Source organism: Streptomyces sp. CA-179760 (assembly GCF_050937045.1).
In the GTDB taxonomy this organism is placed as follows: Bacteria; Actinomycetota; Actinomycetes; order Streptomycetales; family Streptomycetaceae; genus Streptomyces.
In genome coordinates, this window is the sequence record NZ_JBNJLZ010000001.1 from 7,999,503 (window position 1) to 8,023,592 (window position 24,090).

Below are 24,090 nucleotides of genomic sequence, written 5' to 3' on the forward strand. Positions count from 1 at the left end.
ATGTGGGCGGTCCGTATCCCGCCCCGGGTACCCGGGCGCGGGGGCGGAAACCGGCGGGATCCGGGCCGGGCGAACGTTTGGGTGCCCTGGCCAGGGGGACGCGGAAGGCTCCCGAGGTACGCGACAGCGCCGGAGGCGAACCGTGAGTCGACCCCGCATCGTGATCGTCGGTGCCGGTTTCGCCGGCTACCGGGCGGCGCGGACCCTGGTCCGGCGGACCCGGGGCCGGGCCCACATCACCCTGCTGAACCCGACCGACTACTTCCTCTATCTGCCGCTGCTGCCCCAGGTCGCCGCCGGCGTCCTGGAGCCGCGCCGGGTCACGGTCTCCCTCTCGGACACGCTGCCGCACGTGCGGCTGGTACTCGGCGAGGCCGACCGGATCGACCTCGACGGCCGCACCCTGCACTACACCGGCCCCGAGGGCGACGGCGGCACGCTCGCCTACGACCGTCTGGTGCTCGCCGCCGGCAGCGTCAACAAGCTGCTGCCCGTCCCGGGCGTGGCCGAGTACGCGCACGGCTTCCGGGGTCTGCCCGAGGCGCTCTACCTGCGTGACCACGTGACCCGGCAGGTGGAGCTGGCAGCCGCAGCCGACGACCCGGAGTCGTGCGCCGCGCGCTGCACCTTCGTCGTGGTCGGCGCCGGATACACCGGGACCGAGGTCGCCGCGCACGGGCAGATGTTCACCGACGCGCAGGTCCGCAAGCACCCGCTGCGGCAGGGCATGCGGCCGCGCTGGATCCTGCTGGACGTGGCACCGCGGGTGCTGCCCGAGATGGACGAGAAGCTTTCCTCCACCGCCGACCGTGTGCTGCGGCAGCGGGGCGTGGACGTGCGGATGGGGACCTCGGTGCAGGAGGCCACGCACGACGGGGTGGTGCTGAGCGACGGCGAGTTCGTCGAGACCCGGACGCTGGTGTGGTGCGTGGGCGTACGGCCCGACCCGCTGGTGGAGTCCCTCGGGCTGCCGTTGGAGAAGGGGCGGCTGCTCGTCGACACGCACCTCCGGGTACCGGGGCGGCCGGAGCTGTTCGCTTGCGGTGACGTGGCCGCGGTGCCCGATCTGGAGAAGCCGGGGAGCTGTACGCCGATGACCGCGCAGCACGCCTGGCGGCACGGCAAGGTCGCGGCCGAGAACGTCGCCGCGTCGCTCGGCCTCGGCGGGGGGCGCGGGCCCTACCGCCATCGCGACCTCGGCTTCGTCGTCGACCTGGGCGGTGCGAAGGCCGCGGCCAACCCGCTCGGCGTGGCCCTGTCCGGGGTACCGGCGGGTGCGGTGACGCGTGGCTACCATCTCGCCGCCATGCCCGGCAACCGGGTCCGGGTCGCCGCCGACTGGCTGCTGGACGCCGTACTGCCGCGCCAGGCCGTGCAGTTGGGGCTCGTACGGTCCTGGTCCGTGCCCCTGGACACGTCGTCGCCGGAGGTGGCCCGGGTACCGGGCGGGCCAGGGAGGCGGCGGGAGGCCGACGTGCGCTCGGGGCCGGGCGCCGCGATCGAGGCCGACACACACGACGGGGGGACCGGCACCGGGCCCGGGAAGGGCCGGGCCGGAGACGAGCCCGCGAAGGGGCAGCCCGGATCCGGGGTGACGCAGGTGCAGCCTGGATCCGGGGCCGCGGAGCGGCGGGCGGAGGAGGAACTCGCCAAGGGCCGGCCGGGTGCGGAGCGGGCCAGGACCTGGCCCGCCGACGAACCCGCGAAGGGACCGCTCGGCGGTGCGCGAGCCGGGAGCCGGTCCGGCGGTCAGCCGGGTGGCGGGCCTGCCGGGGGACAGCCGGCTGGTGAGCCTGCCGGGGGACAGCCGGGTGGTCAACCCGCGCGGAGCCGGCCTGGTGGCGAGCCCGCCAGGAATCGGCGCGGCAGTGAGCCTGCCAGGAATCAGCCTGGTGGTGAGCCCGCGCGGAATCAGCCTGGTGGTGAGCCCGCGCGGAATCAGCCTGGTGGTGAGCCCGCGCGGAATCAGCCTGGTGGTGAGCCCGCGCGGAATCAGCCTGGTGGTGAGCCCGCGCGGAATCAGCCTGGTGGTGAGCCCGCCAGGAACCAGCCCGGCGGCGAGCCCGCGAAGAACCAGCCCGGCGGCGAGCCCGCGAAGAACCAGCCAGGGCCCGCTCCCCAGCCCTCTGACGATCAACCACCTCCGGGCCCCGATGTCGCCCCCGGCCCCGTCAAGCGTTCCGACCCACCGGACGACTCCGCGAAAGGAGACTCATGAACACCGGTGAACTCACCGAACTCGGACAGCAGCTGCGCGTGGACAGCGTCCGCGCCGCAGCCGCCGCGGGCTCCGGGCATCCGACGTCCTCGATGTCCGCGGCCGACCTGATGGCCGTGCTGCTCGCCCGCCACTTCCGCTATGACTTCGACCGTCCCGCCCACCCCGGCAACGACCGTTTCGTGCTGTCCAAGGGACACGCCTCGCCGCTGCTGTACTCCGCGTACAAGGCGGCCGGCGCCATCGACGACGAGGAACTGCTCACCTTCCGCAAGCTGGGCAGCCGCCTCGAAGGGCACCCCACACCGCAGCGCCTGCCGTGGGTCGAGACGGCCACCGGCTCGCTCGGGCAGGGCCTGCCCGTCGGTGTCGGCATCGCGCTGGCCGGAAAGCGGCTGGACCGCACCGGCTACCGCACCTGGGTGCTGTGCGGCGACAGCGAGCTGGCCGAGGGATCCGTGTGGGAGGCCGCCGAGCACGCCGGGTACGAGCACCTGGACAACCTCACCGTGATCGTCGACGTCAACCGGCTCGGCCAGCGCGGCCCGACCCGGCACGGCCACGACCTGGACGCCTACGCCCGCCGCTTCCAGGCCTTCGACTGGCACACCATCGAGGTCGACGGGCACGACGTGGACGCCGTCGACCGCGCCTACGGCGAGGCCGCCTCCACCAAGGGCCAGCCCACCGCGATCCTCGCCCGCACCCTCAAGGGCAGGGGCGTCGAGGGCGTCCAGGACCGCGAGGGCCTGCACGGCAAGCCGCTGCCGGAGGCCGAGGAGGCCATCGCCGAACTCGGCGGACCGCGCGAGATCCGGGTTCGGGTGCAGGAGCCGCCGGCCGCCCGCATGCTGCACGCGGTCCACACCGGGAACTACGAGCTCCCCAAGTGGGACAAGGGCGAGGAGGTCGCCACCCGCAACGCCTTCGGCGAGGCACTCGCCGCGCTCGGTACCGGCCGCGGCGACATCGTCGCCCTGGACGGCGAGGTCGGCGACTCCACCCGCGCCGAGTTCTTCGCCAAGGAGCACCCCGACCGCTACTTCGAGTGCTACATCGCCGAGCAGCAGATGGTCGCCTCGGCGGTCGGGCTCGCCGCGCGCGGCTGGATGCCGTATGCCGCCACCTTCGCGGCCTTCCTGACCCGGGCCCACGACTTCATCAGGATGGCGTCCGTCAGCGGCGCCGGCATCAACCTGGTCGGCTCGCACGCCGGCGTCGCCATCGGCCAGGACGGGCCCAGCCAGATGGGCCTGGAGGACCTGGCGATGATGCGGGCGGTGCACGGCTCGACCGTGCTGTACCCGTGCGACGCCAACCAGACCGCCCGGCTCGTCGGCGCGATGGCCGGCCTGGAGGGCGTCCGCTATCTGCGCACCTCGCGCGGCGAGGGCCCGGTGCTCTACGGCCCCGACGAGGAGTTCCCGGTCGGCGGGAGCAAGGTGCTGCGCTCCTCCGAACGCGACCGGCTGACCCTCGTCGCGGCGGGCGTCACCGTGCACGAGGCGCTGGCCGCCGCCGACGCCCTGGAGCGGGAGGGCATCCAGGCGCGGGTGATCGACCTGTACTCCGTCAAGCCCGTCGACCGGGCCACCCTGCGCCGGGCCGCCGAGGAGACCGGCTGCCTGGTGACCGTCGAGGACCACCACCCGGAGGGCGGCATCGGCGACGCGGTCCTCGACGCCTTCACCGACGGGCGCCCCGTACCGCGCCTGGTACGGCTCGCGGTGCGGTCGATGCCCGGCTCGGCGTCCCCGGCCGAGTCGCTGCACGCCGCGGGCATCGACGCCGAGTCGATCGCCGCGGCCGGGCGGCTGCTGGTGGAGGAGACGGTCGTGCCGTGAGCGGCGGCGACGGCACGCGCAGGGTGCGGGCCGGCCGCCGGACCGTGACGGTCCACCGGCCCGACAAGGTGCTCTTCCCCGGCGGCGCGGACGCCAAGGAGTACACCAAGGGCGACCTGGTGGACTACCACCGGGCCGTCGCGCCCTTCATGCTGCCGCACCTGCGCGGCCGTCCCCTGATGCTGGAGCGGCACCCGGACGGGCTCGGCGGGCCGACGTTCATGCAGAAGAACACCCCGGAGCACTACCCGGAGTGGATCAGGCGCGTCGAGCTGGCCAAGGAGGGCGGCACCGTCCGCCACACCGTCTGCGACGACACCGCCACCCTCCTCTATCTGGCCGACCAGGCGAGCATCGCCCTGCACCGCTGGCTGTCCCGCACGGACAGCGTCGACCACCCCGACCGGCTGGTCTTCGACCTCGACCCCGCGGGGGACGACTTCGAGGCCGTGCGCGAGGCCGCCCGGCTGCTCGGGGGGCTCCTCGACGAGCTGGAGCTGCCCTCGGCGCTGATGACCACCGGCTCGCGCGGACTGCACGCGATCGTGCCGCTGAACGGCCGGCACGACTTCGACGAGGTGCGCTCCTTCGCCCGGGACGTCGCCGACACCCTCGCCGGCGCCCACCCCGACCGGCTCACCACCGCCGCCCGCAAGAAGGAGCGCGGCGAGCGGCTCTACCTCGACGTGCAGCGCAACGCCTACGCCCAGACCGCCGTGGCGCCCTTCACGGTCCGGCCCCGGCCGGGCGCGCCCGTGGCGACCCCCATCACCTGGGACCAGCTGGACGACCCGGAGCTGCACGCCCGCAGCTGGACCATCGCCGACGCCGTCGAGCAGGCCCGCACCAACCCCTGGTCCGGCCTGCTGAACCGCGGCCGGGCGCTGGGACCGGCCCGGCGGCGGCTGAACGCGCTGCGCGGTTGAGCCCCCCCGCCTCTCCAGGGCGGATGGCAGATGCATGAGACCACAGAGGTTTGGCGAACACTCTTGCGGCCACACGGAGGGGGAGGTGGCCATGTCGAACACAAGAAACACGCAAGAGTCACAGGGTTCACAGAAACCCCAGGACTCGCAGAGTTCGAGCAAATCGAACGACAAGCAGAACGACAAGCAGACGGCCCAGAAGCGGCCGAGCCCGATGGACGTGCTGCGTCAGGCGCGCGGCCAGCTCGCGGAACTCACCGGCATGGAAGCCGAATCCGTGTCGTCCTTCGAGCAGACGGACGAGGGCTGGGCGCTGGAGGTCGAGGTCCTCGAACTCGAGCGCGTGCCCGACACGATGAGCCTGATGGCGAGCTACCAGGTGGAGCTCGACGCCGAGGGGCAGCTCACGGGTTACCGGCGCGTCCGCCGCTACGAACGCGGTCGGTCCGACGCGCGCAGGCCCGGCGGCCGCTAGGCCGCCCGACCGGACCCGCACCCACACACGAGGAGGAACGCCCGGCATGACAGTCGTACCGGCACAGCAGTCCGGCGGCGGAGGCGGCAGCAGCGGTCTCTACGACGTACTCGAACTCGTTCTGGACAGGGGGCTCGTGATTGACGCATTCGTGCGAGTCTCCCTGGTCGGCATCGAGATCCTCAAGATCGACGTACGCGTCGTCGTCGCCAGCGTCGACACCTATCTGCGCTTCGCCGAGGCGTGCAACCGGCTCGACCTCGAGGCCGGGCCCCGCAAGGACCCGGGCCTGCCCGACCTGGTCGGTGAGATGACCGAGTCCGGAGCGCGCGGCAAGTCCAAGGGCGCGCTGTCCGGCGCCGCCGAGACCATCTCCGACGCCTTCAAGCAGGCGCGTGACGAGGGCTCCGAGCGTCAGGGCGAGTCCCGTCCGCGCGCCCGTAAGAGCACGTCGTCCCGCCGGAAGGAGGAGCAGGAGTGAGCACCTACGTCTACGGCATCGCGGCGAACGCGCACCCGGCGCTGCCCGAGGGCATGGGCGGTGTGGGCGACCCGCCCCGCCCGGTGCGCATCCTGCGCGAGGGCGAGCTGGCGGCCATCGTCAGCGATGCGCCCGAGGGGCTGCGGCCCAAGCGCAGGGATCTGCTCGCCCACCAGAACGTGCTCAGCGAGGCGGGTGCGGCGGCCTGCGTGCTGCCCATGCGGTTCGGCAGCGTCGCCCCGGACGAGAACTCGATCACCGGAGTGCTCGCCGAGCGGGCCGAGCACTACAAGGAACGCCTGCGGGCCCTGGAAGGCCGGGTCGAGTACAACCTCAAGGCCAACCACGTCGAAGAAGCGGTCCTGCACCAGGTGATGGCCCAGAGCCCCGACATCCGCGGTCTCGCCGAGGCCAACCGGCAGTCCGGTGGCGGCAGTTACGACGACAAGATCCGGCTCGGCGAGCTGGTCGCGGCCGCGGTCAAGGCCAGGGAGGCCGACGACGCCGCCGCACTCCGGAGCGCCCTGGATTCCGCCGCCGAGGACGTGAGCGTGGGCCCCGAGTCCACCGGTTGGCTGGCCAACGTGTCGTACCTGGTGGACCGGGAGTCGGCCGAGCGCTTCCTGGCCGCGGTCGAGCAGGCCCGCAAGGACATGCCGCACCTGGAGGTGCGGGTCAACGGCCCGCTGCCGCCGTACAGCTTCGTCGAGCCCGGCCAGGCCGAGCCGGCGGGCACCGTGGCGAGCGGCACGGACACCACCGGAGCGGGGTGACGACATGGGCCTGATCTCCGAGGTGCTGCTGCTGCCGCTCGCACCCGTGCGCGGCAGCGCCTGGGCCATCAATCAGGTGCTCCAGGAGGCCGAGCGGATCTACTACGACCCCGCCACGGTCCAGGCCGAACTGGGCCGCCTGGAGGAGCAGCTGGAGGCCGGAGAGATCACGGAGGAGGAGTTCGACCGCCTCGAGGACGAACTCCTCGACCGGTTGGAGACCGCTTCGCGCGGGAGCGCGGGAACAGGCCAACAAGGGACGGCACAATGAACCGAACGGGACTGGGCCTCGCGGTGGGGCCGGATACCTCCTGGGACGTACCAAAAAACTGAAGATGGCGATCGCCGTCGGCGGACTGGTGGCCGGGAAGAAGCTGAACCTGAGCCCGCGCATGGTCGCGGAGCTGGTCCAGCAGCAGCTGCGGAACAACCCGCAGTTCAAGGAGATCGGGGACCAGCTGCGCGACGATCTGCGCGGTGTCGGCAAGGCCGCCTCCGGGGCCATGGTCGAGCGGCAGATCGACGCCCTGGCCGACCGGCTGCACGGCCGTACGGCCCAGGTGCGCGACCAGCTGACGGGCGCGGTGACCGGCGGGAGTGACGCCGAGGACACCGATTACGACGAGGACGAGGAGCCCGAGGACGAGGGGCCCGAGGACTCCGGGCCGGAGCAGGAGGAGGAGCCGGAGCCGGCGGCGAAGAAGGCCCCCGCCAAGAAGGCGCCTCCGAAGAAGACCGCCAAGAAGGCGCCCGCGAAGAAGGCAGCCCCGGCCAAGAGGGCGCCCGCGAAGAAGACGGCGGGCCGGAAGGTCGCGGCGAAGAAGACCACGGCCGCGAAGAAGGCGACCTCCGGGAACCGGGGCGGCAGCGCCCGGGGCCGGCTGCCGAAGGGAGGCGGTGAGGGATGAGCGACACCCTGGGATCGGCGAAGTCCGCCGCGAACGGCGCGACGAAGAACCCGCTCACCGATGTGGCCCACAGCGAGGCCGCCGACCGGCTGAAGGCCGAGTTGCAGGAGTACCTCGCCGCCCAGGCCACGCGCATGCTGACCGGCGTGGGCCGCAAGCTCGGCGAGACCACCGGCAGACTGAACGACATCGCAGAGGGCAACAGCCCCGGCTTCGCGAAACTCGCCCTCGACGGCGGCCGCAAGCTCGCCGAGGGCAAGGGCCCGTTGCGCACCGCGTTGGAGACCGGCGGCTCGCACCTCAAGGACAAGGTCACAGGGGCCTTCAAGAACCTGGGCGGCGGTGGCAAGGGCAAGAAGGGCAAGGGCCGTTCCGGCAACAAGCCCACCGTCATCATCGAGCACATCGATGTCGGCGTGCCGTTGCGCACCGCGTACGACCAGTGGACGAAGTACCAGGACTTCAGCACCTTCGCGAAGGGCGTCAAGAGCGCGAGCCGCGACGACGACACTCACTCCGACTGGCAGGCGAAGATCTGGTGGTCCAACCGCAGCTGGAAGGCGAAGACCACCGAGCAGGTGCCGGACGACCGCATCGCCTGGACGTCGGAGGGTGCCAAGGGCACGACGAAGGGCGTCGTCTCCTTCCACCGGATCACCGACAGCCTCACGCGTGTCCTGCTGGTCATCGAGTACTACCCCTCCGGCTTCTTCGAGAAGACCGGCAACATCTGGCGCGCCCAGGGCCGCCGGGCCCGGCTGGACCTGAAGAACTACGTCCGGTTCATCACGATCAAGGGTGAGGCGGAGGACGGCTGGCGCGGCGAGATCCGCGACGGCGAGGTCGTCGTCAGCCACGAGGACGCCCTCGCCGAGGAGGAGTCCGAGGACGGCGCCGAGGGCGAGGAGCCGGAGGGCGAGTACGAGGAAGAGGAAGGCGAAGAGGAGCCCGAGGGCGAGTACGAGGACGAGGCCGAGGGCGACTACGACGAGGAGGCCGAGGGCGAGGAGGCCGAGGGCGAGCCCGAGGCGGAGTACGAGGACGAGGAATACGAAGAAGAGGAAGCTGAGGCGGGGAGCCGGCGATGACGACGCCCAGCAGGATGCCCGAGCCCTACGGCGGCCAGGGGGGCAGCGCCAACCTGGCCGACATCCTGGAACGAGTGCTGGACAAGGGCATCGTCATCGCGGGCGACATCCGCATCAACCTGCTCGACATCGAACTCCTCACGATCAAGCTCCGCCTCATCGTCGCCTCTGTCGACAAGGCCAAGGAGATGGGCATCGACTGGTGGGAGAGCGACCCGAACCTGAGCTCTCGGGCCCGCCGTGATGAACTGACCCGTGAGAACGCCGAGTTGCGCGAGAGGCTGGCCCGGCTGGAGGAGCTGGAGCCGGGCCGCGCGGAGAAGAAGGAGGCCCCGTGACCGGACTGCGGTACGTCTACGCCGTCTGCCGCCCCTTCGGTACGCCGCTCCAGTCCCAGCTGTCGGGGGTGGCGGGCGATCCGCCCCGGGCGCTGACCCACCACGGTCTCGTGGCCGTGGTCAGCCATGTGCCGGAGCGGGACTTCGCCGAGGAACCGCTCCACCGTCATCTGGAGGACCTGGACTGGCTCACCGAGACCGCCCGCGCCCACCAGGGCGTGATCGACGCGCTCACCACCGTCACGACCCCGCTGCCGCTGCGGCTCGGCACCGTCTTCCGGGACGACAGCGGTGTACGGATGATGATGGAGGCCCGGGAGGAGGACTTCCAGCGCACCCTCGACCGGCTGGAGGGCCGGGTCGAGTGGGGTGTGAAGGTGTACGCCGAGTCCGAACAGCAGGAGAGTCCCCGGCCCGCGCAGAAGGCCGCGTCGGGCCGGGACTACCTGCGGCAGCGACGTATGCAGACCAGGTCGCAGGAGGAGATGTGGCAGAAGGCCGAGCACTTCTCGACCCGACTTCACGAAAACCTTTCTGAATTCGCGGAGGATTCCCGGCTGCATCCCCCGCAGAATCCCGCGCTTTCCAAGGCGACGGGGCGGAACGTATTGAATGCCGCATATCTGGTGCCGCGGGCCAGTTCCGAGGAATTCGTGGAACTGGTGGACCGCACGAAGGGCGAGGTGCCCGGAATGCGCATCGAACTCACCGGCCCCTGGGCGGCCTATTCGTTCGCCGGGGAGGCCACATGACCGACGGAGAGAAGCCTTGACCGTAGTGGAACGCCGTGAGGTCGCCCTCGTGGACCTGCTCGACCGGCTGCTCGCCGGCGGCGTCGTGATCACGGGGGACATCACGCTGCGCATCGCCGACGTCGACCTGGTCCGGATCGACCTCAACGCGCTCATCAGCTCGGTGAACGCCCAGGTGTCCTCACCGTTCGAGGAGTTGCTGTGACGTCGGACGACAGCCCCCGACCCCGTCCGGATCCCCGCCCGCGCGGCAACCGCATGGACCTGGAGCCCGACACCGTCGAGCGTGACCTGGTCAAACTCGTGCTGACGGTGGTGGAACTGCTGCGCCAGCTCATGGAGCGCCAGGCGGTGCGCAGGTTCGACGTGGGGGATCTGAGCGAGGAGCAGGAGGAGCGGGTCGGGCTCACGCTGATGCTGCTCGAGGAACGGATGACGGAACTGCGCGAGCGCTACGGACTGCGGCCCGAGGACCTCAATCTGGACCTCGGGCCGCTCGGACCGCTGCTTCCCCGGGACGGGGGCTGAATCAGCCGGCTGAATCAGCGGGCTGATTCACCACCTGTACCACCGGCCCCGGCTCCCGGCTCCCGTCGTGCCACGCACGAAGAATCCCAGCAGCCACAGGACGAGAACCGCCAACGCAATCCACCAGAGCACCTTTACCGCAAATCCGGCACCGAACAGAACCAAAGCCAGAAGCAGTACCAGCAGAATGGGAACCATTGTGTGAACCTCCTGTATTCAGGGTGTCCCCGAAATGGTTTTTCAGGCTTCCTTTCGGCAGAGAATTTCTCCGTGCAGCACGCTGAACCAGCCGTTCTCCCGCTCGCCCCACTCGCGCCACGCCCCGGCGACGGCCCGCAACTCCTCCTCGTCGGCGTGTCCGCCCAGCCGGGCCCGGTCCGCGTACGTCGAGGCCAGGGTGCGGTCGGCCCACAGCCCGCTCCACCAGGCCCGCTCCTGAGGCGTGGCGAAGGTCCACGTCCCGGAGCTCGCCGTGACGTCCGTGAGCCCGGCGCGCAGCGCCCAGGCCTTCAGCCGGCGCCCGGCGTCCGGCTCACCGCCGTTGGCCCGGGCGACCCGGCGGTAGAGGTCCAGCCAGGCGTCGAGCCCGGCGGACGCCGGGTACCAGGCCATCGCCGCGTAGTCGGCGTCCCGCACGGCGACGATGCCGCCGGGCCTGACGACCCGCTTCATCTCCCGCAGGGCCGGCACGGGATCCCCCACGTGCTGGAGCACCTGATGGGCGTGGACCACGCAGAAGGTGTCGTCCGGGTAGTCCAGGGCGTGCACGTCGGCGACGGCGAAGTCGATGTTGGCCAGTCCCCGCCCGGCCGCCGTGGCGCGGGCCCGCTCCAGGATCTCCGGCACCCGGTCGACGCCGGTGACCTGTCCGCCGGGCACGAGCTCCGCCAGGTCGGCGGTGATCGTGCCCGGGCCGCAGCCGATGTCCAGGATCCTCATGTGGGGCTCGAGCGAGGGCAGCAGATACGCCGCCGAGTTGGCGGCGGTCCGCCAGGTGTGCGAGCGGAGCACCGACTCGTGGTGCCCGTGCGTGTAGACGGCGGTCTCCCGTGGTTCCGGCATGGCGGATCCCACCCCTTCCGTTCTTCCGGTCGGCATGGGATCACCGTACGCATCGGGGCCGAATAATGAGACCGGCATCCTGCTATATGGACTGACGGATCGTCGGTCAGTATCCGGTGACGGGCCGGTACACGGTCAGCGCCTCGGGCAGCTTCTCCAGGGTCACGCGTCCCTCGACGTCGATGACCTCGCCGTCGTAGGCGAGCAGCGTGCCGGGTGCCACGTGGTCCAGGCGCAGCCGCCCCACCTGGACGGCCGCATGGACGGGCGAACGGGTCAGCGGTCCCGCGAGGGCGGCGGCCAGCAGTCGCGCGGCGGGCCGGCGCCCACCGTGCACGACCCGCACGTCGAGCTGCCCGTCCGCGAGATCCAGCCGGCGCCCGGGCGCGAGCCCCATGCGGTGATAGGTGCCGTTCCCGGCGAACAGCAGCCACAGCGGACGCGTGCGGCCCTGGAACTCGGCCTCCAGCGGATGCCGGTCGGCCCGCAGCACGCGCCCGGCCGCGAGCACGCCGGCCGGCCAGCCGCCGATCCGGTGCGACCAGCGCTCCCGCTCACGCACGAGCTCCGGATAGACGCCGACACTGCAGGTGTTGAGGAAGACGCCGTGCTCGTCGCCGCAGGAGAACCGGCCGACGTCCACTCGTACGGCATTGCCCTGGCGCAGCGCGCGGGCCAGGTCGCGGGCGTCCTCCACGCCCAGGTCGTAGGCGAAGTGGTTGAGGGTGCCGCCGGGCAGCACGGCGAGGGGCAGCCGGTGCTCGAGGGCGATGCGGGCGGCGGCGTTCACGGTGCCGTCGCCGCCGCACACGCCGAGGACCCGGGCGCGCCCTGCCGCCTTGTGCAACTCGTCGGCCACGTCCTGCGGTTCGCACTCGACGACCTCGGCCCGTGGGAGTTCGTCGCGCAGGGCGCGGGCGCGCTCGGCGGTTCCCGCGGCGGTGTTCGCCACGAGCACGAGCCCCTCGCCCTCCAGCAGTGCCGGCACCTCGGCACGGGGGCGCGCCGGCGGGAGGGCCTGCGTCCGCGTCGGCACCAGGCCCCGCACGGCGAAGGCGGCGCCCACGCCCAGGGTCGCGCCGGCCAGCACGTCGCTCGGGAAGTGGACGCCGGTGTAGACACGGGAGAGGGCGACCGAGGCGGCCACCGGGGCGACGACCGCGCCCCATGCCGGGGACTCCAGGGCGACACCGGTGGCGAAGGCGGCGGCCGAAGCGGCGTGCCCGGAGGGGAACGACGTGGTGATCGGCTGCCGCTTCAGCCGCCTGATCAGCGGGACGGGGTCCAGCACGGGGCGCGGGCGGCGCACCGAGCGCTTGCCGAGGGTGTTGATGGCGAGGGACGCGAGGCCCAGCGAGGCCAGGCCTCGGGACGCCGCGCGGCGGGCCCGGGGCGTGCGGCTCGCCGCGAGGGCGGCGGCGGCCGCGCACCACAGGACGCCGTGGTTCGCGCTGCGGCCGAGCCGGGGCAGGACGGGGCCGGCCCCGGGCCAGTGCCGGCCGGCGGCGGCCTCGAAGAGCCGCCGGTCCAGGGCGAGAACGCGGTCGCGCAGGGGGTGGTGCCCGGGCTTCGGTGTGGTGAGGTCCAGGTCGGGGGTCATGCGGCGCGGGTACCCGGCAGGGGGCGGGTACACCGGCGGCCGCGTCCCGGGCCGGTTGCTCCGGCCCGGGACGCGGATGCCCTACTCGGCCGCGCTCACCGCGCGGGCTCCTTCTCCGGCGTCGGCGCCGCGTCCTCGTGCGCGGCCGCCGGGCTGTCCTGGCAGTCCTGCGCGGCGTTCCGTTTGGCCTCCGACCGGTCCACGACGGCGGCCGCCAGCGCGTTCCCGACGACGTTCACGGCGGTGCGCGCCATGTCGACGATGAAGTCGACACCGACCAGGAGGGCCACGCCCTCGGGCGGGATGCCCATCGTCTTGCCGGCGGCCAGCAGCACCACGATGGAGGCCGAGGTGACGCCCGCCATGCCCTTGGACAGCACCACGAGGACACCGACCATCAGCAGCAGGGACGCGATCGAGGTGTCCGTGCCGTAGGCGTGGGCGAGATACACCAGCGCGGTGGCCTGGTAGAGCACCGAGCCGTCGGTGTTGAAGGAGTAGCCGAGCGGGACGACGAACGAGGTCGTCGAGCGGCTCACGCCGAAGGCTTCCAGCTTGCCCATCAACGGGGCCAGCACCGCTTCGGAGCTGCGCGTGAGGAAGGCGATGCCGACGAGCCCGGCGATCTGCCTGAGCAGGTCCACGTACCGGATCCGGTAGATCAGGGCGATACACGGGAAGACGACGCCGAGGACGATGGCCAGACCCGCGTAGACCACGGCGATGAAGCCCAGCAGGCTCCTGAGGTTCCCGAAGCCGTAGTGCGCGACGTCGTAGCTGATGAAGCCCAGCACGCCCACGGGTGCGATCCGGATGACATAGCCGACGACCTTGAACATGGCCGACGACACGGAGTCCAGGACGGAGGCGAAGGGCGCGGCCTTCTCCCCCACGGCGGCCATGCCGACGCCGAGGAAGAGCGCGAAGACGATGGCGGCGAGCAGGTTGCCCTCGGCGAACGCGGCGAAGACGTTCTTCGGGATCGAGTGCAGGATGAGCTCGTGGAAGTCGACGCCCTGGTCGAGCTTTTGCACGCTCTCGGCGTCGGCCCCCGCGACCGGGGCGCCCTTGCCGATGCCGGTGAACTTGGCCAGGGCGACCGCGATCAGCAGGATCACCGTGGTGACGATCTCGAAGTAGAGGATCGCTTTGCCCGCGATCCGGCCCACCTTCTTCACCGACTCCATGCGGGCGATGCCCAGCACGATCAGCGGGAAGACCAGGGGCAGCACGACCATCTGCACCAGGTTCAGAAAGATGTCGCCGAGGAGCTTCAACTGCTCGCCGACGGCGGGCGCGAGCACTCCGATCAGCGCGCCGAGCCCCACCGCGAGCGCCGACTGCACCCCGAGTGGCAGCCGCCACCAGCGTGTGCCGCGCGGCGCCGGCCCCGGCGCTTCGGCGTCGGTGTCGTGGCGGCCGTCGGTGATGCGTTCTGTCGCCATGTACGAAGCTCCAATAGCTGAGCTGATGGGGGGATGAGCATGGGGGGTGACCGGTCGGGAGGGGGAGGCGGAGCCGCTCAGACCGCCGTACCGGCGATCTGCTCGGGGCGCAGTAGTGCCGCGAGTGTCTCGGCGGGCAACAGGCCCTTTTCCAGGACGAGTTCGGCCACGCCCCGGCCGGAGGTGAGGGCCTCCTTGGCGATGTCGGTGGCGGCGGTGTAGCCGATGTGCGGGTTGAGGGCGGTGACCAGGCCGATGGAGTTCTCGACGGTGGCGCGCAGTGCCTCGGTGTTGGCGGTGATGCCGGCCACGCAGCGTTCGGCGAGGGTGAGGCAGGCCGCGCGCAGATGGGTGATCGACTCCGACAGGGAGTGCAGGATGATCGGCTCGAAGGCGTTGAGCTGGAGCTGTCCGGCTTCGGCGGCCATGGTGATGGTGACGTCGTTGCCGATCACCTCGAAGGCGACCTGGTTGACGACCTCGGGGATCACCGGGTTGACCTTGCCGGGCATGATGGAGGAACCGGCCTGCACCGGCGGGAGGTTGATCTCGCCCAGGCCGGCGCGCGGCCCGGAGGACAGCAGCCGCAGGTCGTTGCAGCTCTTGGAGAGTTTGACCGCGATGCGTTTGAGCACGCCCGACATCTGCACGAAGGCACCGCAGTCCTGGGTCGCCTCGACCAGGTTGGCGGCGGTGACCAGGGGCAGGCCGGTGATCCCGGCCAGATGACGGCGGGCCGCCTCGGCGTATCCGGCATGCGCGTTGAGGCCGGTGCCGATCGCGGTGGCGCCGAGGTTGATCTCATGGATCAGCTCGACGGCCTCGGCGAGACGGGAGCGGTCCTCGTCGATCATGACGGCGTACGCGGAGAACTCCTGGCCGAGCGTCATCGGCACCGCGTCCTGCAACTGCGTACGGCCCATCTTGAGCACGTCGTGGAACTCGACGGCCTTGCCGGCGAAGGTGTCCTGCAGGACGGACATCGCCGAGAGCAGCCCGCGCACCGCGAACACCGTCGCGATCTTGACGGCGGTCGGGTAGACGTCGTTGGTGGACTGGCCGAGGTTGACGTCCTCGTTCGGGTGCAGATACCGGTACTCGCCCTTGGCATGGCCCAGCAGCTCCAGCGCCCGGTTGGCCACGACCTCGTTGGCGTTCATGTTCGTCGACGTCCCGGCACCGCCCTGCACGACATCGACCACGAACTGCTCGTGCAGCCTGCCCTCGCGGATCTCACGGCAGGCCGCGACGATGGCGGCGGCCTTCTCCGGGTCCAGCAGCCCCAGCTCCTCGTTCGCCAGGGCCGCCGCCTCCTTCACGGCGGCCAGACCCTCGATCAGATGCGGGTACGCGGAGATCGGCATACCCGTGATGGGGAAGTTCTCCGTGGCACGCAGCGTATGGACACCCCAGTACGCCTCGGCGGGGACATCCCGGTCGCCGAGCAGGTCGTGTTCGGAGCGGGTGGCGGCGGTCATGGGCACAACGAAATCCTTCGGGGAGGAGGCGTGCGGGGAGTCGGGAGACCACTCTGCGGTGCCGTCCTTGTTAAATCCATCGGCAATTTCGCGGGATGCCTGTGAAGCTCCGCTTCACGAACGGGCACACTCCTGGTCTACTGCTCGGGTGATCGATCCACGCAGGCTCCGGGTGCTCAGGGCGCTGGCCGAGCACGGCACCGTCACCGCCGCGGCGCAGGCCCTCTATCTGTCGCCGTCGGCGGCCTCGCAGCAGCTCGCCGCGCTGGAGGCCGAGGTCGGGCACCTGCTCCTGGAGAGGCGCGGACGTACCGTCCGGCTGACTCCCACGGGCGCGGTACTGGCCGCACACGCCGCCAAGGTCGCGGCCCAGCTGGAACAGGCCGAGGCCGACATGGCCGCCTGCTCCGAGGGCCTGGCCGGGGAGCTGACCATCGCGGCCTTCGCCAGCGCCATCACCGAGGTGGTGGCCCCCGCCGTGGCCGAGCTGCGCGAACGCGCTCCCCGGGTACGGATCCGGGTCAAGGACGCCGAGGGGCATGCGAGCCGCAGGCTCCTCGTCGACGGCGCGGTCGACATCGCCCTGGGCGTCGAGGACCGGGACACCCCGGGCCTGGACGCCGACCAGGTGCTGCGCCGGCCGCTGTACGCGGAGCCGTTCGATGTCGTCCTGCCCTCCGGCCACCCCCTGGCCGACGTCCCGGACGTGGCCCTCGACGAGCTGAAGGACGACCCGTGGGTCACGCCGTGGCCGGGCAACCCGGTGCACGACGTCGTGATGCGGGCCTGTGAGGAGGCTCGTTTCGACCCCCGCGCGGAGTGCCTGGCCGACGACTCACGGGCGGTGTGCGCCCTGGTCGCGGCGGGGGCGGGCGTGGCGCTCGCCCCTCGCTCGGCGTTGCAGGGCATCGCCTTCAAGGGAGCCGTGATCCGGCCGGTGCGGGGCGGCCGGCCGACGCGGCGGGTGTACACCGCGGTACGCAGCGGCAGCGAGGGACACCCGCTGCTGAAGCTGACGCTGCGCGCCCTGCGCGACCAGGCGGCGGCCCTCGTCTCTTGACCACGGGTCCTGGTCACGGGGAAATGAGTTTGCCGCGGCTCCGCCGTCCCGCCCAGAATCTGGCCCATGGGACACCTCGAAGCCGCGCACCTTGAGTACTACCTGCCCGACGGAAGGGCGCTGCTGGGTGATGTGTCGTTCCGGGTGGGGGAGGGGGCCGTCGTGGCCCTCGTGGGGCCCAACGGTGCGGGGAAGACCACCCTGCTCCGCATGCTCGCCGGTGAGCTGAAGCCGCACGGCGGTTCCGTCACCGTCGGCGGCGGTCTCGGTGTGATGCGGCAGTTCGTCGGATCCGTACGCGACGAGACGACCGTACGTGACCTGCTCGTGTCCGTAGCCACGCCCCGCATCCGCGAGGCGGCCCGGGTTGTCGACGCCGCCGAGCACGCCATCATGACCGTCGACGACGAGGCCGCCCAGCTGAAGTACGCCCAGGCCCTCGCCGACTGGGCCGAGGCACGCGGCTACGAGGCCGAGACGCTGTGGGACATGTGCACCACCGCGGCCCTGGGCATCCCGTACGAAAGGGCCCAGTGGCGGCAGGTCCGCACCCTCTCCGGCGGCGAGCAGAAGCGGCTCGTGCTGGAGGCGCTGCTGCGCGGCACCGACGAGGTGCTGCTGCTCGACGAGCCGGACAACTACCTCGACGTACCCGGCAAACGCTGGCTGGAGGAGCGGCTCGCGGAGACCCGCAAGACCGTGCTGCTGGTCTCGCACGACCGGGAGCTCCTCGCCCGCTCGGCCCAGCGCATCATTTCCCTGGAACCCGGCCCCGCCGGCGCCGACGCCTGGGTGCACGGCGGCGGATTCACCACCTTCCACGACGCCCGCCGGGCCCGCTTCGCCCGCTTCGAGGAGTTGCGCAGGCGCTGGGACGAGAAGCACGCCCAGCTGAAGAAGCTGGTGCTGACACTCCGTCAAGCAGCCGAGAACAGCACGGACATGGCCTCCCGCTACCGCGCCGCCCAGACCAGGCTCCGCAAGTTCGAGGAGGCCGGCCCGCCCCCGGAGCCGCCGCGCGAGCAGGACATCAAGATGCGCCTCAAGGGCGGCCGCACCGGCCTCCGGGCCGTCACCTGCGAGCACCTCGAACTCACCGGCCTGATGAAACCCTTCGACCTGGAGGTCTTCTACGGCGAACGGGTAGCCGTCCTCGGCTCGAACGGCTCCGGCAAGTCCCACTTCCTGCGTCTGCTCGCCGGCGGCGACGTGGCGCACACGGGGCAGTGGAAGCTGGGCGCCCGGGTCGTACCCGGCCACTTCGCGCAGACTCACGCCCACCCGGAGCTGGAGGGCCGCACGCTCCTCGACATCCTGTGGAAGGAGCACGCGCAGGACCGCGGCGCCGCGATGTCCCGGCTGCGCCGCTACGAGCTGACGAACCAGGCCGAGCAGACGTTCGACCGGCTGTCCGGCGGCCAGCAGGCCCGGTTCCAGATCCTCCTGCTGGAGCTCCAGGGCGTGACGGCGCTGCTGCTCGACGAGCCGACCGACAACCTCGACCTGGAGTCCGCCGAGGCGCTCCAGGAGGGCCTGGAGGCCTTCGAGGGCACGGTCCTCGCCGTCACGCACGACCGCTGGTTCGCCCGCTCCTTCGACCGTTACCTGGTCTTCGGCAGCGACGGCCGGGTCCGGGAGACCCCGGACCCGGTCTGGGACGAACGCCGAGTGCAACGCGCCCGCTAGGGGGCTGCGGCACCTAGTTTCCAGGGGCGCGGGGAACTGCGCGACCAGCCACAGCGCACCCGCGCCCGCACTGCGGCAAGCGCCCCTACGGCGATGAGGCGCGCCACACCTGCCGGCTCACTTCCAGCGCAACAACGCCCCGAGTCCCCCCACCGGAACCTCCTCCTCCGCAACGGCCAGCGCGGGCGCATCCGTGGCGACGGCCGACCGGATCAACGCGTCATCCGCCCGGGCGGGCCACGAGTGCTGCTCGCCGAGGATCTTCAGATCCGTGCGCCGCACAGCCACCTGGTCCGGATCCTCGCCGATCCACACCTCGCGGTGCGCGTCCGGCCCGTTCGGCCTGATCAGCAGCTCGTCGATACGGTGCTCCCGCGCCGCCTCGATCAGCGCGGGCACGCCCTCCACGGCCCGGGCCCGGCCCTCGTCGTCCGGGTTCCGGCCGGCCCGGAACCGCTCCAGCTCCGCCTCGGCCTGCCACGCCACATGCTCGGCGCGGGCCTTCTCAACGTCCTCGTCGAGGAGCCGGCTGCCGCTGCCGTGCGGCGCCTCCACGACCAGGCCGTGCAGCCGCTTCGGCAGCCGGTCGTGGACGGACCGCCGCTCCCGGTCGTCGCCCACAAGGACCAGCAGGTCGGCCCGCGTCTCCTCCTGGCACACGGCGAGCGCGTCGGCGATCTCCGCGGCGTTGTGCTCCCAGGTGTTCTCCACCCGCAGCTGGAAATGCCGCTCGGACCAGTCCGCGGAGCCCGTCCGGTGCACCGGCCACCGGCGCCCGCTGACGCCCCCGGCGTCCTCCCGGCTCAGCGCGCTGCGCAGCTCGAAGTCCGCGCCCTTGCGGTCGACGTAGGCCACCACGCACACCGGGTCCTCGCCGGCCAGCTCCAGCAGTGGCGTGACGCGCGGCAGCGGGGCCCATTCGGCCCAGTCACCGGCCTGTGGTGGGCGGGCCAGCGGCAGGTCGAGGACGACGTCGCCGGCGTGGGCGAAGAGGGCCCGGCCGTGCGGTTCGGAGGAGTGTCGCAGATCCTCGATCGCGTTCTGCACGGCCCCGCGGGTCGCCTCGTCCGCGCCCTGCGCCGCCAGCTGCCTGGCCATCGCCTGGGCCGTCAGCTGCCGCTCGTGAGGCGTGTCCTCCGTGTGGCGGGAGGTGTCGACGTACACGGAGGCCCAGGGCCCCGAGTGTTCGTAGAGTGGGTGCAGAAAGGCGAGATCCATGGCTCCCTCCCGGGTGCCGATCGGGTGTGATGCTCAGTTGCACCGGGCGGGTACCCGTACCGCGGACACGAATCACGACGAGCGGGGCGACACCATGACCGGAGTGGACCCTGACCGGCTGGACGACCAGCAGCTCATGAAGGAGCTGGAGACCATCCACCGCACGCGCCACGACACGCTGCTGTACGGGTCGAACGACGCGCTGCGGGCCCACAACGAGCGCATGGCGCAGCTCGAGGGCGAGTACCTGCGCCGCAACCCGAGCCGCCCGGTGGCCGCGGGCCGCACACGCGAAGGGGCCCGGGAGCGGGGGAGCGGGGAGTCGGCGACTCCCACGCCCCCCGGCACCTGAGCCCCCCCGAAGCCGCCGGCCGGTTTCCTCGAAGCCGTCAGCCGGCCTCCTCGGCGAACACGTCGAGGAAGGTCTCGCAGAACGCCTTGAGGTCGTCGGGCTTGCGGCTGGTGACCAGCTTGCCCGCGCCGTGGTCGCAGACGTTGACCTGCTGGTCCACCCAGGTGCCGCCGGCGTTGCGGATGTCCGTCCGCAGGCTCGGCCAGGAGGTCAGCTCCCGGCCCCGTACGACGTCCGCCTCGACCAGCGTCCAGGGCGCGTGACAGATCGCGGCCACGGGGCGGCCGTGCTCGAAGAAGTCCCGGACGAAGGCGACGGCCTTGTCGTCCATCCGCAGAAAGTCCGGGTTGGCCACACCGCCGGGCAGCACCAGTCCGCCGAACGAGTCGGGCGCGCTCTCGCCCACCACCTCGTCCACGGGAAAGGTGTCCGCCTTGTCGAGGTGGTCGAACGCCTGGATCTTCCCCCGCTCGGTCGACACCAGCACGGGCTCATGGCCGGCGTCCTTCGCCGCCTGCCACGGTCGGGTCAGCTCGATCTGCTCGACGCCCTCGGGCGCGACCAGAAACGCGATACGCATGATGTTCAACGTCCTTTCCCGGAACGGTTCCTCTTGTCCTTGAGACCCGGGATGCCCTGGAGGCCCGGGAGCGTGCTCACGCACCGCCCCGGGTGTCCGGCTCGGCGCGGCTGATGTCGGCGAGCGCCGACGCGGGGTCCTCGGCCTCGGCCAGGTCGCCGAGGCTGACCATGCCGACCGGCAGCCCGTTCTCCACCACCGGCAGCCGGCGCACCGCGTGCTCGCGCATCAGCGCGGCGGCGCTCGCCACCAGGTCGTCCGGTGAGACCGTCACCGGATCCGGAGTGCACACGGTCCGCGCGCTCACCGTCATCGGATCGGCGCCGTCGGCGACGGCCCGCACCGCGATGTCACGGTCGGTGAGCACTCCGATCACGTCCTGCCCGTCGGCGACCACCACGTCGCCGATGTTCTGCGTGCGCATCAACTGTGCCGCCTCGACGAGCGAGGCGTCCGGGCGCACGGCGACCACACCCGGAGTCATCACGTCCTTCACCAACTCGGCCATCACTGGGGCCCTCTCCGTTCCCAGGTCGGCAGGGGTACCGCGGCGCACCGGCCGGCGCGCCGCGGTACCCCCGGCTCGGTCACTACGCGTATTCCTCCGGCCCGGTCTCGCGGGCCCGGATCAGAGCCTGGGCCAGTTCCTGTACGTTGCCGTAGCGCTCCTGCCGCGGCAGCCGCTCCAGAGCCTCGACGAGGGTGTCGGGCGCCTGGTGGCCGCGCAGCTCGCGGGCCAGCTCACGTGAACTGGCGGGGAACGCCTTGCGGCCCAGGATCCGGGCCAGGTCCAGCCGCACCGAATCCAGGGACGTCGGCGCACGGCTCGGTGTCACCGGCCCGTACGCGACCTCGGGGTCGTCCTCGGCGGCCGGCTCCGGGTCGTGCCACTCCTCACTGCGTGTGGGGTGCCCGGACCTGAGCAGACCCTGCAGTTCGTGCTTCATCTCGTCGTCCCGGTGGACGCTCAGCCGGTCGCTGCCTCGCTGCATGTCTCCCTCCAGACCTTCGGGGGTCCGCACCGCGTACCCGAACACCGGAAGCCGACACGGGCTAGGCACACCGGATCGCCACACCCGCTCCGGTTTGCGCCACGGCCTCAGGGAGACCCGGATCACACCCCCCACCTCTCCCTGGGGAAGGACACGCCATGGCGATGCTCGCTGTGCTCATCCCGCTGCTCATGCTCGGAGTGGTGCTCGTGCTGGGCCGGTACGAGGAACTGCTGCTGCCGCAGGAGAACGCAGGCCGGCGGGAACCCGTCGGCGTACCCGTACCCCCCGCTTCCGCGGCCGCCGCTCCTTCTCCCGTACCGGCGGCAACTCCCGCGTCCTCGCCTTGAAGTCCTGCTCGGCCGTCGCTCGCCGGTCCGCGTCGGGTCACCCTGCGCGACGGCGGAAAAGCTCTCCGGGTTTGTGTGTGAGGGCCGGGGGCAGGCGCACCTCAGTGCTTCGGACAGGAGGCACGTCCGTGGGAGCGGCGTGAAGCGTCGCCACCGGCGCCCCTGTCCCGCAGCGGATGCGCTCCCACGGTGACCGTCCAACCCAGAGCACCGGCAAGGGAATTGCGACGCATCATGGCGACTCAGACGCGTACCAAGCAGCACCCCCACGACGACGCCCCCGACACCGGCGAGGCCTTTCGCAGGCTCGCCGCCCTCCCCGCCGGCCCGGAACGCGACGCGCTCCGCGACGAGATCGTCGAGGCCTGGCTGCCCATGGCGGACCGCATCGCCGGGCGCTTCCGCAGCCGCGGCGAGAGCCTGGACGATCTGCGCCAGGTCGCGGCCCTCGGCCTGGTCAAGGCCGTGGACCGGTACGACCCCGAACTCGGCAACGCCTTCGAGAGCTATGCCGTGCCCACCGTCACCGGCGAGATCAAGCGCCACTTCCGTGACCACATGTGGACCCTGCACGTACCCCGCAGAGTCCAGGAGCTGCGCAACCGTGTCCGGTTCGCCTCGCAGGACCTGTCCCAGACCATCTCCGGCCGCCGGCCCACCGTGGCAGAGATCGCCGAGCACGCGAAGCTGAGCGAGGAGGACGTCAAGACCGGCCTGGAGGCGCTGGAGAGCTTCACGGCCCTGTCCCTGGACGCGGAGCTGCCCGGCAGCGAGGACGGGTACTCCCTGAGCGACGCGCTCGGGTCGCCGGATCCCGCGCTGGACACGGTCGTGGACCGCGAGGCGGTGAAGGACGGGCTGGCCGCGCTGCCGGAGCGGGAGCGGGCGATTCTCTACATGCGGTTCTTCTCCGACATGACGCAGAGCCGGATCGCCGAGGAGCTGGGGATTTCGCAGATGCACGTGTCGCGGCTGATCAGCCGGTGCTGTGGGCGGGTGCGGGAGCAGGTGATGCGGGATGTCGTGTAGAGCGGGTCGCGGTTCACCCGGTTGGCGCGTGCCGTCCCGCTAATGGGGGTCGGCCGCGCGCGGTGACGCGGTGAGCGGGCTGTGATGGCGGAGGGGCTTTCTCTGTCGTCGCCGAAGGAGTTCGCGCCATGCGCCGCACCCTCCAGGCCCTGTCCGTCGCTGTTCTCGCCGGGTCCGCCCTGGTGGGGTTCGCCCCCACGGTGGTCGCCGAACCCGCCGCCGAGGTCAGTCCCGCCACCGTCGAGCCCGGGGGGACGCTCACCGTCTCGGTCAGCTGTGATCCGACCGGTGGGCCGCCGCCCGACACCATCGACGCCACCTCGCAGGCCTTCGACGACGGCACGGTCCCGCTGCGCCGGGTCACCGGCAACGACGACAAGGTGTCCGGGCCCGCCTACCGGGGCACGGCCCGCATCGCGTCCGCCGAGAACTTCGAGGGCGACCCGGACGCCCTCGGCGAGGACTCGGCGTGGACCGTCGACGGCACCTGTCCGGCCGCTCCAGGCGGGGAGGGCAAGGAGTGGAGCGCGACGTTCACGGTGGCCCACGGCGGCGGTGGCCACCACAAGCCGACCCACGAGCCCACGCACCGGCCCACCCACAAGCCGTGCCCCGAACCGCGTCACGAATCGCACCACCCCCACGACACCGAGTGCGGCGGGGCGGTGATCCAGCGCGGGGTACGGGCCGGTGACGGCGGTGCCTTCACCGACTCCGTGCCGGCCCTGGTCGCGGGCGGACTGCTGATCGCGGGCGCGTTCGGCGCCGCCGCGCACCGGCTGCGCGACCGGAAGAGCGACCCCTACCGCTGACCTGCCCGGACCGTTCCCCGGCGCCCCCGGAAGGGCCCCGCTTCCCCGGCCCGGCCCGCTCATGCTGTGACCGTCACAACCCGGCGGGGCGCCCA

General features: G+C 71.9%; 28 protein-coding genes. 19 read left to right on the top strand and 9 right to left on the bottom strand.

From position 1 onward, the window contains the following. Positions 1-142: 142 nt before the first annotated feature. From ACQEV8_RS36255 to ACQEV8_RS36315, 13 genes are all read left to right on the top strand, one after another. Entirely contained in the window at positions 143-2,218 is a 2,076-nt protein-coding gene (locus ACQEV8_RS36255) for an FAD-dependent oxidoreductase (RefSeq protein WP_432969154.1), read from the top strand. Next, complete coding sequence (locus ACQEV8_RS36260) at positions 2,215-4,062, top strand: transketolase (RefSeq protein ID WP_432969157.1); 1,848 nt, start codon at positions 2,215-2,217, stop codon at positions 4,060-4,062. The genes ACQEV8_RS36255 and ACQEV8_RS36260 overlap by 4 nt, the downstream gene beginning before the upstream one ends. Continuing rightward, positions 4,059-4,988 carry a non-homologous end-joining DNA ligase gene (gene ligD, locus ACQEV8_RS36265; RefSeq protein ID WP_432969160.1) on the top strand — a complete coding sequence of 310 codons (930 nt, stop codon included), beginning with the start codon at positions 4,059-4,061 and terminating at the stop codon, positions 4,986-4,988. The genes ACQEV8_RS36260 and ligD overlap by 4 nt, the downstream gene beginning before the upstream one ends. 91 nt (positions 4,989-5,079) lie before the next feature. Continuing rightward, positions 5,080-5,463 (top strand): gas vesicle protein, encoded by a 384-nt coding sequence (locus ACQEV8_RS36270; protein WP_432969163.1) that lies wholly within the window; start codon positions 5,080-5,082, stop codon positions 5,461-5,463. A gap of 46 nt (positions 5,464-5,509) precedes the next feature. Then, entirely contained in the window at positions 5,510-5,944 is a 435-nt protein-coding gene (locus ACQEV8_RS36275) for a gas vesicle structural protein GvpA (protein ID WP_104780933.1), read from the top strand. Next, positions 5,941-6,717 (top strand): GvpL/GvpF family gas vesicle protein, encoded by a 777-nt coding sequence (locus ACQEV8_RS36280; RefSeq protein WP_432969166.1) that lies wholly within the window; start codon positions 5,941-5,943, stop codon positions 6,715-6,717. Before ACQEV8_RS36275 ends, ACQEV8_RS36280 begins: the two co-directional genes overlap by 4 nt. A gap of 4 nt (positions 6,718-6,721) precedes the next feature. Beyond that, a complete protein-coding gene (locus ACQEV8_RS36285) occupies positions 6,722-6,988 on the top strand; it encodes a gas vesicle protein GvpG (RefSeq protein WP_432969169.1) in 267 nt (88 codons plus the stop codon). Between the two features lie 64 nt (positions 6,989-7,052). Further along, positions 7,053-7,625, top strand: coding sequence for a DNA primase (locus ACQEV8_RS36290; protein ID WP_432969172.1), 573 nt, complete (start codon positions 7,053-7,055; stop codon positions 7,623-7,625). Beyond that, positions 7,622-8,713, top strand: coding sequence for an SRPBCC family protein (locus ACQEV8_RS36295; protein ID WP_432969175.1), 1,092 nt, complete (start codon positions 7,622-7,624; stop codon positions 8,711-8,713). The genes ACQEV8_RS36290 and ACQEV8_RS36295 overlap by 4 nt, the downstream gene beginning before the upstream one ends. Further along, the gene (locus ACQEV8_RS36300) at positions 8,710-9,051 is read left to right on the top strand and encodes a gas vesicle protein (protein ID WP_432969178.1); all 342 of its coding nucleotides are present in this window, start codon (positions 8,710-8,712) and stop codon (positions 9,049-9,051) included. The genes ACQEV8_RS36295 and ACQEV8_RS36300 overlap by 4 nt, the downstream gene beginning before the upstream one ends. After that, entirely contained in the window at positions 9,048-9,803 is a 756-nt protein-coding gene (locus ACQEV8_RS36305) for a GvpL/GvpF family gas vesicle protein (RefSeq protein ID WP_432969181.1), read from the top strand. Before ACQEV8_RS36300 ends, ACQEV8_RS36305 begins: the two co-directional genes overlap by 4 nt. A 16-nt stretch (positions 9,804-9,819) precedes the next feature. Then, positions 9,820-10,008: a gas vesicle protein gene (locus tag ACQEV8_RS36310; RefSeq protein ID WP_184588487.1), complete on the top strand. Its 189-nt coding sequence runs from the start codon at positions 9,820-9,822 to the stop codon at positions 10,006-10,008. A gap of 53 nt (positions 10,009-10,061) precedes the next feature. Beyond that, a complete protein-coding gene (locus ACQEV8_RS36315; RefSeq protein ID WP_432973244.1) occupies positions 10,062-10,331 on the top strand; it encodes a gas vesicle protein K in 270 nt (89 codons plus the stop codon). Positions 10,332-10,358: 27 nt separating this feature from the next. Here the strand turns inward: ACQEV8_RS36315 and ACQEV8_RS36320 are convergent, their stop codons facing one another. The 5 genes from ACQEV8_RS36320 to aspA form a co-directional block, all read right to left on the bottom strand. Continuing rightward, complete coding sequence (locus ACQEV8_RS36320) at positions 10,359-10,529, bottom strand: hydrophobic protein (RefSeq protein ID WP_432969185.1); 171 nt, start codon at positions 10,527-10,529, stop codon at positions 10,359-10,361. 42 nt (positions 10,530-10,571) lie between these two features. Beyond that, positions 10,572-11,393 carry a class I SAM-dependent methyltransferase gene (locus ACQEV8_RS36325; protein WP_432973247.1) on the bottom strand — a complete coding sequence of 274 codons (822 nt, stop codon included), beginning with the start codon at positions 11,391-11,393 and terminating at the stop codon, positions 10,572-10,574. A gap of 106 nt (positions 11,394-11,499) precedes the next feature. Next, on the bottom strand, positions 11,500-12,993 hold the full coding sequence (locus ACQEV8_RS36330; protein WP_432969188.1) for a bifunctional phosphatase PAP2/diacylglycerol kinase family protein: 1,494 nt from the start codon (positions 12,991-12,993) through the stop codon (positions 11,500-11,502). Positions 12,994-13,088: 95 nt separating this feature from the next. Beyond that, positions 13,089-14,438: a dicarboxylate/amino acid:cation symporter gene (locus tag ACQEV8_RS36335; RefSeq protein ID WP_432969191.1), complete on the bottom strand. Its 1,350-nt coding sequence runs from the start codon at positions 14,436-14,438 to the stop codon at positions 13,089-13,091. A gap of 77 nt (positions 14,439-14,515) precedes the next feature. Beyond that, positions 14,516-15,916 carry an aspartate ammonia-lyase gene (gene aspA / locus ACQEV8_RS36340; RefSeq protein WP_432969194.1) on the bottom strand — a complete coding sequence of 467 codons (1,401 nt, stop codon included), beginning with the start codon at positions 15,914-15,916 and terminating at the stop codon, positions 14,516-14,518. A 148-nt stretch (positions 15,917-16,064) separates the two neighbouring features. On the opposite strand from aspA, the gene ACQEV8_RS36345 reads away from it, so the two are divergent. Beyond that, complete coding sequence (locus ACQEV8_RS36345; RefSeq protein WP_432969197.1) at positions 16,065-16,976, top strand: LysR family transcriptional regulator; 912 nt, start codon at positions 16,065-16,067, stop codon at positions 16,974-16,976. 66 nt (positions 16,977-17,042) lie between these two features. Further along, positions 17,043-18,662 carry an ABC-F family ATP-binding cassette domain-containing protein gene (locus ACQEV8_RS36350; RefSeq protein ID WP_432969200.1) on the top strand — a complete coding sequence of 540 codons (1,620 nt, stop codon included), beginning with the start codon at positions 17,043-17,045 and terminating at the stop codon, positions 18,660-18,662. A 117-nt stretch (positions 18,663-18,779) separates the two neighbouring features. Here the strand turns inward: ACQEV8_RS36350 and ACQEV8_RS36355 are convergent, their stop codons facing one another. Further along, on the bottom strand, positions 18,780-19,880 hold the full coding sequence (locus ACQEV8_RS36355; RefSeq protein WP_432969203.1) for a Vms1/Ankzf1 family peptidyl-tRNA hydrolase: 1,101 nt from the start codon (positions 19,878-19,880) through the stop codon (positions 18,780-18,782). Between the two features lie 94 nt (positions 19,881-19,974). Here ACQEV8_RS36355 and ACQEV8_RS36360 point away from each other — a divergent pair, with 94 nt between their 5' ends. Continuing rightward, complete coding sequence (locus tag ACQEV8_RS36360; RefSeq protein ID WP_432973250.1) at positions 19,975-20,232, top strand: DUF6158 family protein; 258 nt, start codon at positions 19,975-19,977, stop codon at positions 20,230-20,232. Positions 20,233-20,269: 37 nt separating this feature from the next. Here the strand turns inward: ACQEV8_RS36360 and ACQEV8_RS36365 are convergent, their stop codons facing one another. From ACQEV8_RS36365 to ACQEV8_RS36375, 3 genes are all read right to left on the bottom strand, one after another. Further along, positions 20,270-20,812 (bottom strand): type 1 glutamine amidotransferase domain-containing protein, encoded by a 543-nt coding sequence (locus ACQEV8_RS36365; protein ID WP_432969206.1) that lies wholly within the window; start codon positions 20,810-20,812, stop codon positions 20,270-20,272. A 76-nt stretch (positions 20,813-20,888) separates the two neighbouring features. Then, positions 20,889-21,320: a CBS domain-containing protein gene (locus ACQEV8_RS36370; protein ID WP_432969209.1), complete on the bottom strand. Its 432-nt coding sequence runs from the start codon at positions 21,318-21,320 to the stop codon at positions 20,889-20,891. Between the two features lie 82 nt (positions 21,321-21,402). After that, positions 21,403-21,804 carry a DUF2795 domain-containing protein gene (locus ACQEV8_RS36375; protein WP_432969212.1) on the bottom strand — a complete coding sequence of 134 codons (402 nt, stop codon included), beginning with the start codon at positions 21,802-21,804 and terminating at the stop codon, positions 21,403-21,405. Between the two features lie 158 nt (positions 21,805-21,962). On the opposite strand from ACQEV8_RS36375, the gene ACQEV8_RS36380 reads away from it, so the two are divergent. The 3 genes from ACQEV8_RS36380 to ACQEV8_RS36390 all read left to right on the top strand — a co-directional run bounded on the left by ACQEV8_RS36380 (position 21,963) and on the right by ACQEV8_RS36390 (position 23,995). Next, positions 21,963-22,154 carry a hypothetical protein gene (locus ACQEV8_RS36380; protein ID WP_432969215.1) on the top strand — a complete coding sequence of 64 codons (192 nt, stop codon included), beginning with the start codon at positions 21,963-21,965 and terminating at the stop codon, positions 22,152-22,154. Positions 22,155-22,388: 234 nt separating this feature from the next. Then, the gene (locus ACQEV8_RS36385; RefSeq protein WP_432969218.1) at positions 22,389-23,183 is read left to right on the top strand and encodes an RNA polymerase sigma factor SigF; all 795 of its coding nucleotides are present in this window, start codon (positions 22,389-22,391) and stop codon (positions 23,181-23,183) included. Between the two features lie 128 nt (positions 23,184-23,311). Beyond that, on the top strand, positions 23,312-23,995 hold the full coding sequence (locus ACQEV8_RS36390; protein WP_432969221.1) for a hypothetical protein: 684 nt from the start codon (positions 23,312-23,314) through the stop codon (positions 23,993-23,995). The last annotated feature ends 95 nt before the right edge of the window (positions 23,996-24,090 follow it).

Excerpts from the sequence above, each read along its gene's own strand:
- ACQEV8_RS36390 (WP_432969221.1), top strand. The coding sequence starts at position 23,312 with ATGCGCCGCACCCTCCAGGCCCTGTCCGTCGCTGTTCTCGCCGGGTCC.
- ACQEV8_RS36355 (WP_432969203.1), bottom strand. The coding sequence starts at position 19,880 with ATGGATCTCGCCTTTCTGCACCCACTCTACGAACACTCGGGGCCCTGG.
- ACQEV8_RS36360 (WP_432973250.1), top strand. The coding sequence starts at position 19,975 with ATGACCGGAGTGGACCCTGACCGGCTGGACGACCAGCAGCTCATGAAG.
- ACQEV8_RS36285 (WP_432969169.1), top strand. The coding sequence starts at position 6,722 with ATGGGCCTGATCTCCGAGGTGCTGCTGCTGCCGCTCGCACCCGTGCGC.
- ACQEV8_RS36290 (WP_432969172.1), top strand. The coding sequence starts at position 7,053 with ATGGCGATCGCCGTCGGCGGACTGGTGGCCGGGAAGAAGCTGAACCTG.
- ACQEV8_RS36375 (WP_432969212.1), bottom strand. The coding sequence starts at position 21,804 with ATGCAGCGAGGCAGCGACCGGCTGAGCGTCCACCGGGACGACGAGATG.
- ACQEV8_RS36365 (WP_432969206.1), bottom strand. The coding sequence starts at position 20,812 with ATGCGTATCGCGTTTCTGGTCGCGCCCGAGGGCGTCGAGCAGATCGAG.
- ACQEV8_RS36370 (WP_432969209.1), bottom strand. The coding sequence starts at position 21,320 with ATGGCCGAGTTGGTGAAGGACGTGATGACTCCGGGTGTGGTCGCCGTG.
- ACQEV8_RS36315 (WP_432973244.1), top strand. The coding sequence starts at position 10,062 with ATGGACCTGGAGCCCGACACCGTCGAGCGTGACCTGGTCAAACTCGTG.
- ACQEV8_RS36335 (WP_432969191.1), bottom strand. The coding sequence starts at position 14,438 with ATGGCGACAGAACGCATCACCGACGGCCGCCACGACACCGACGCCGAA.
- ACQEV8_RS36260 (WP_432969157.1), top strand. The coding sequence starts at position 2,215 with ATGAACACCGGTGAACTCACCGAACTCGGACAGCAGCTGCGCGTGGAC.
- ACQEV8_RS36350 (WP_432969200.1), top strand. The coding sequence starts at position 17,043 with ATGGGACACCTCGAAGCCGCGCACCTTGAGTACTACCTGCCCGACGGA.
- ACQEV8_RS36385 (WP_432969218.1), top strand. The coding sequence starts at position 22,389 with ATGGCGACTCAGACGCGTACCAAGCAGCACCCCCACGACGACGCCCCC.
- ACQEV8_RS36270 (WP_432969163.1), top strand. The coding sequence starts at position 5,080 with ATGTCGAACACAAGAAACACGCAAGAGTCACAGGGTTCACAGAAACCC.
- ACQEV8_RS36330 (WP_432969188.1), bottom strand. The coding sequence starts at position 12,993 with ATGACCCCCGACCTGGACCTCACCACACCGAAGCCCGGGCACCACCCC.
- ACQEV8_RS36300 (WP_432969178.1), top strand. The coding sequence starts at position 8,710 with ATGACGACGCCCAGCAGGATGCCCGAGCCCTACGGCGGCCAGGGGGGC.
- ACQEV8_RS36325 (WP_432973247.1), bottom strand. The coding sequence starts at position 11,393 with ATGCCGGAACCACGGGAGACCGCCGTCTACACGCACGGGCACCACGAG.
- ACQEV8_RS36295 (WP_432969175.1), top strand. The coding sequence starts at position 7,622 with ATGAGCGACACCCTGGGATCGGCGAAGTCCGCCGCGAACGGCGCGACG.
- ACQEV8_RS36320 (WP_432969185.1), bottom strand. The coding sequence starts at position 10,529 with ATGGTTCCCATTCTGCTGGTACTGCTTCTGGCTTTGGTTCTGTTCGGT.
- ACQEV8_RS36380 (WP_432969215.1), top strand. The coding sequence starts at position 21,963 with ATGGCGATGCTCGCTGTGCTCATCCCGCTGCTCATGCTCGGAGTGGTG.
- ACQEV8_RS36275 (WP_104780933.1), top strand. The coding sequence starts at position 5,510 with ATGACAGTCGTACCGGCACAGCAGTCCGGCGGCGGAGGCGGCAGCAGC.
- aspA (WP_432969194.1), bottom strand. The coding sequence starts at position 15,916 with ATGACCGCCGCCACCCGCTCCGAACACGACCTGCTCGGCGACCGGGAT.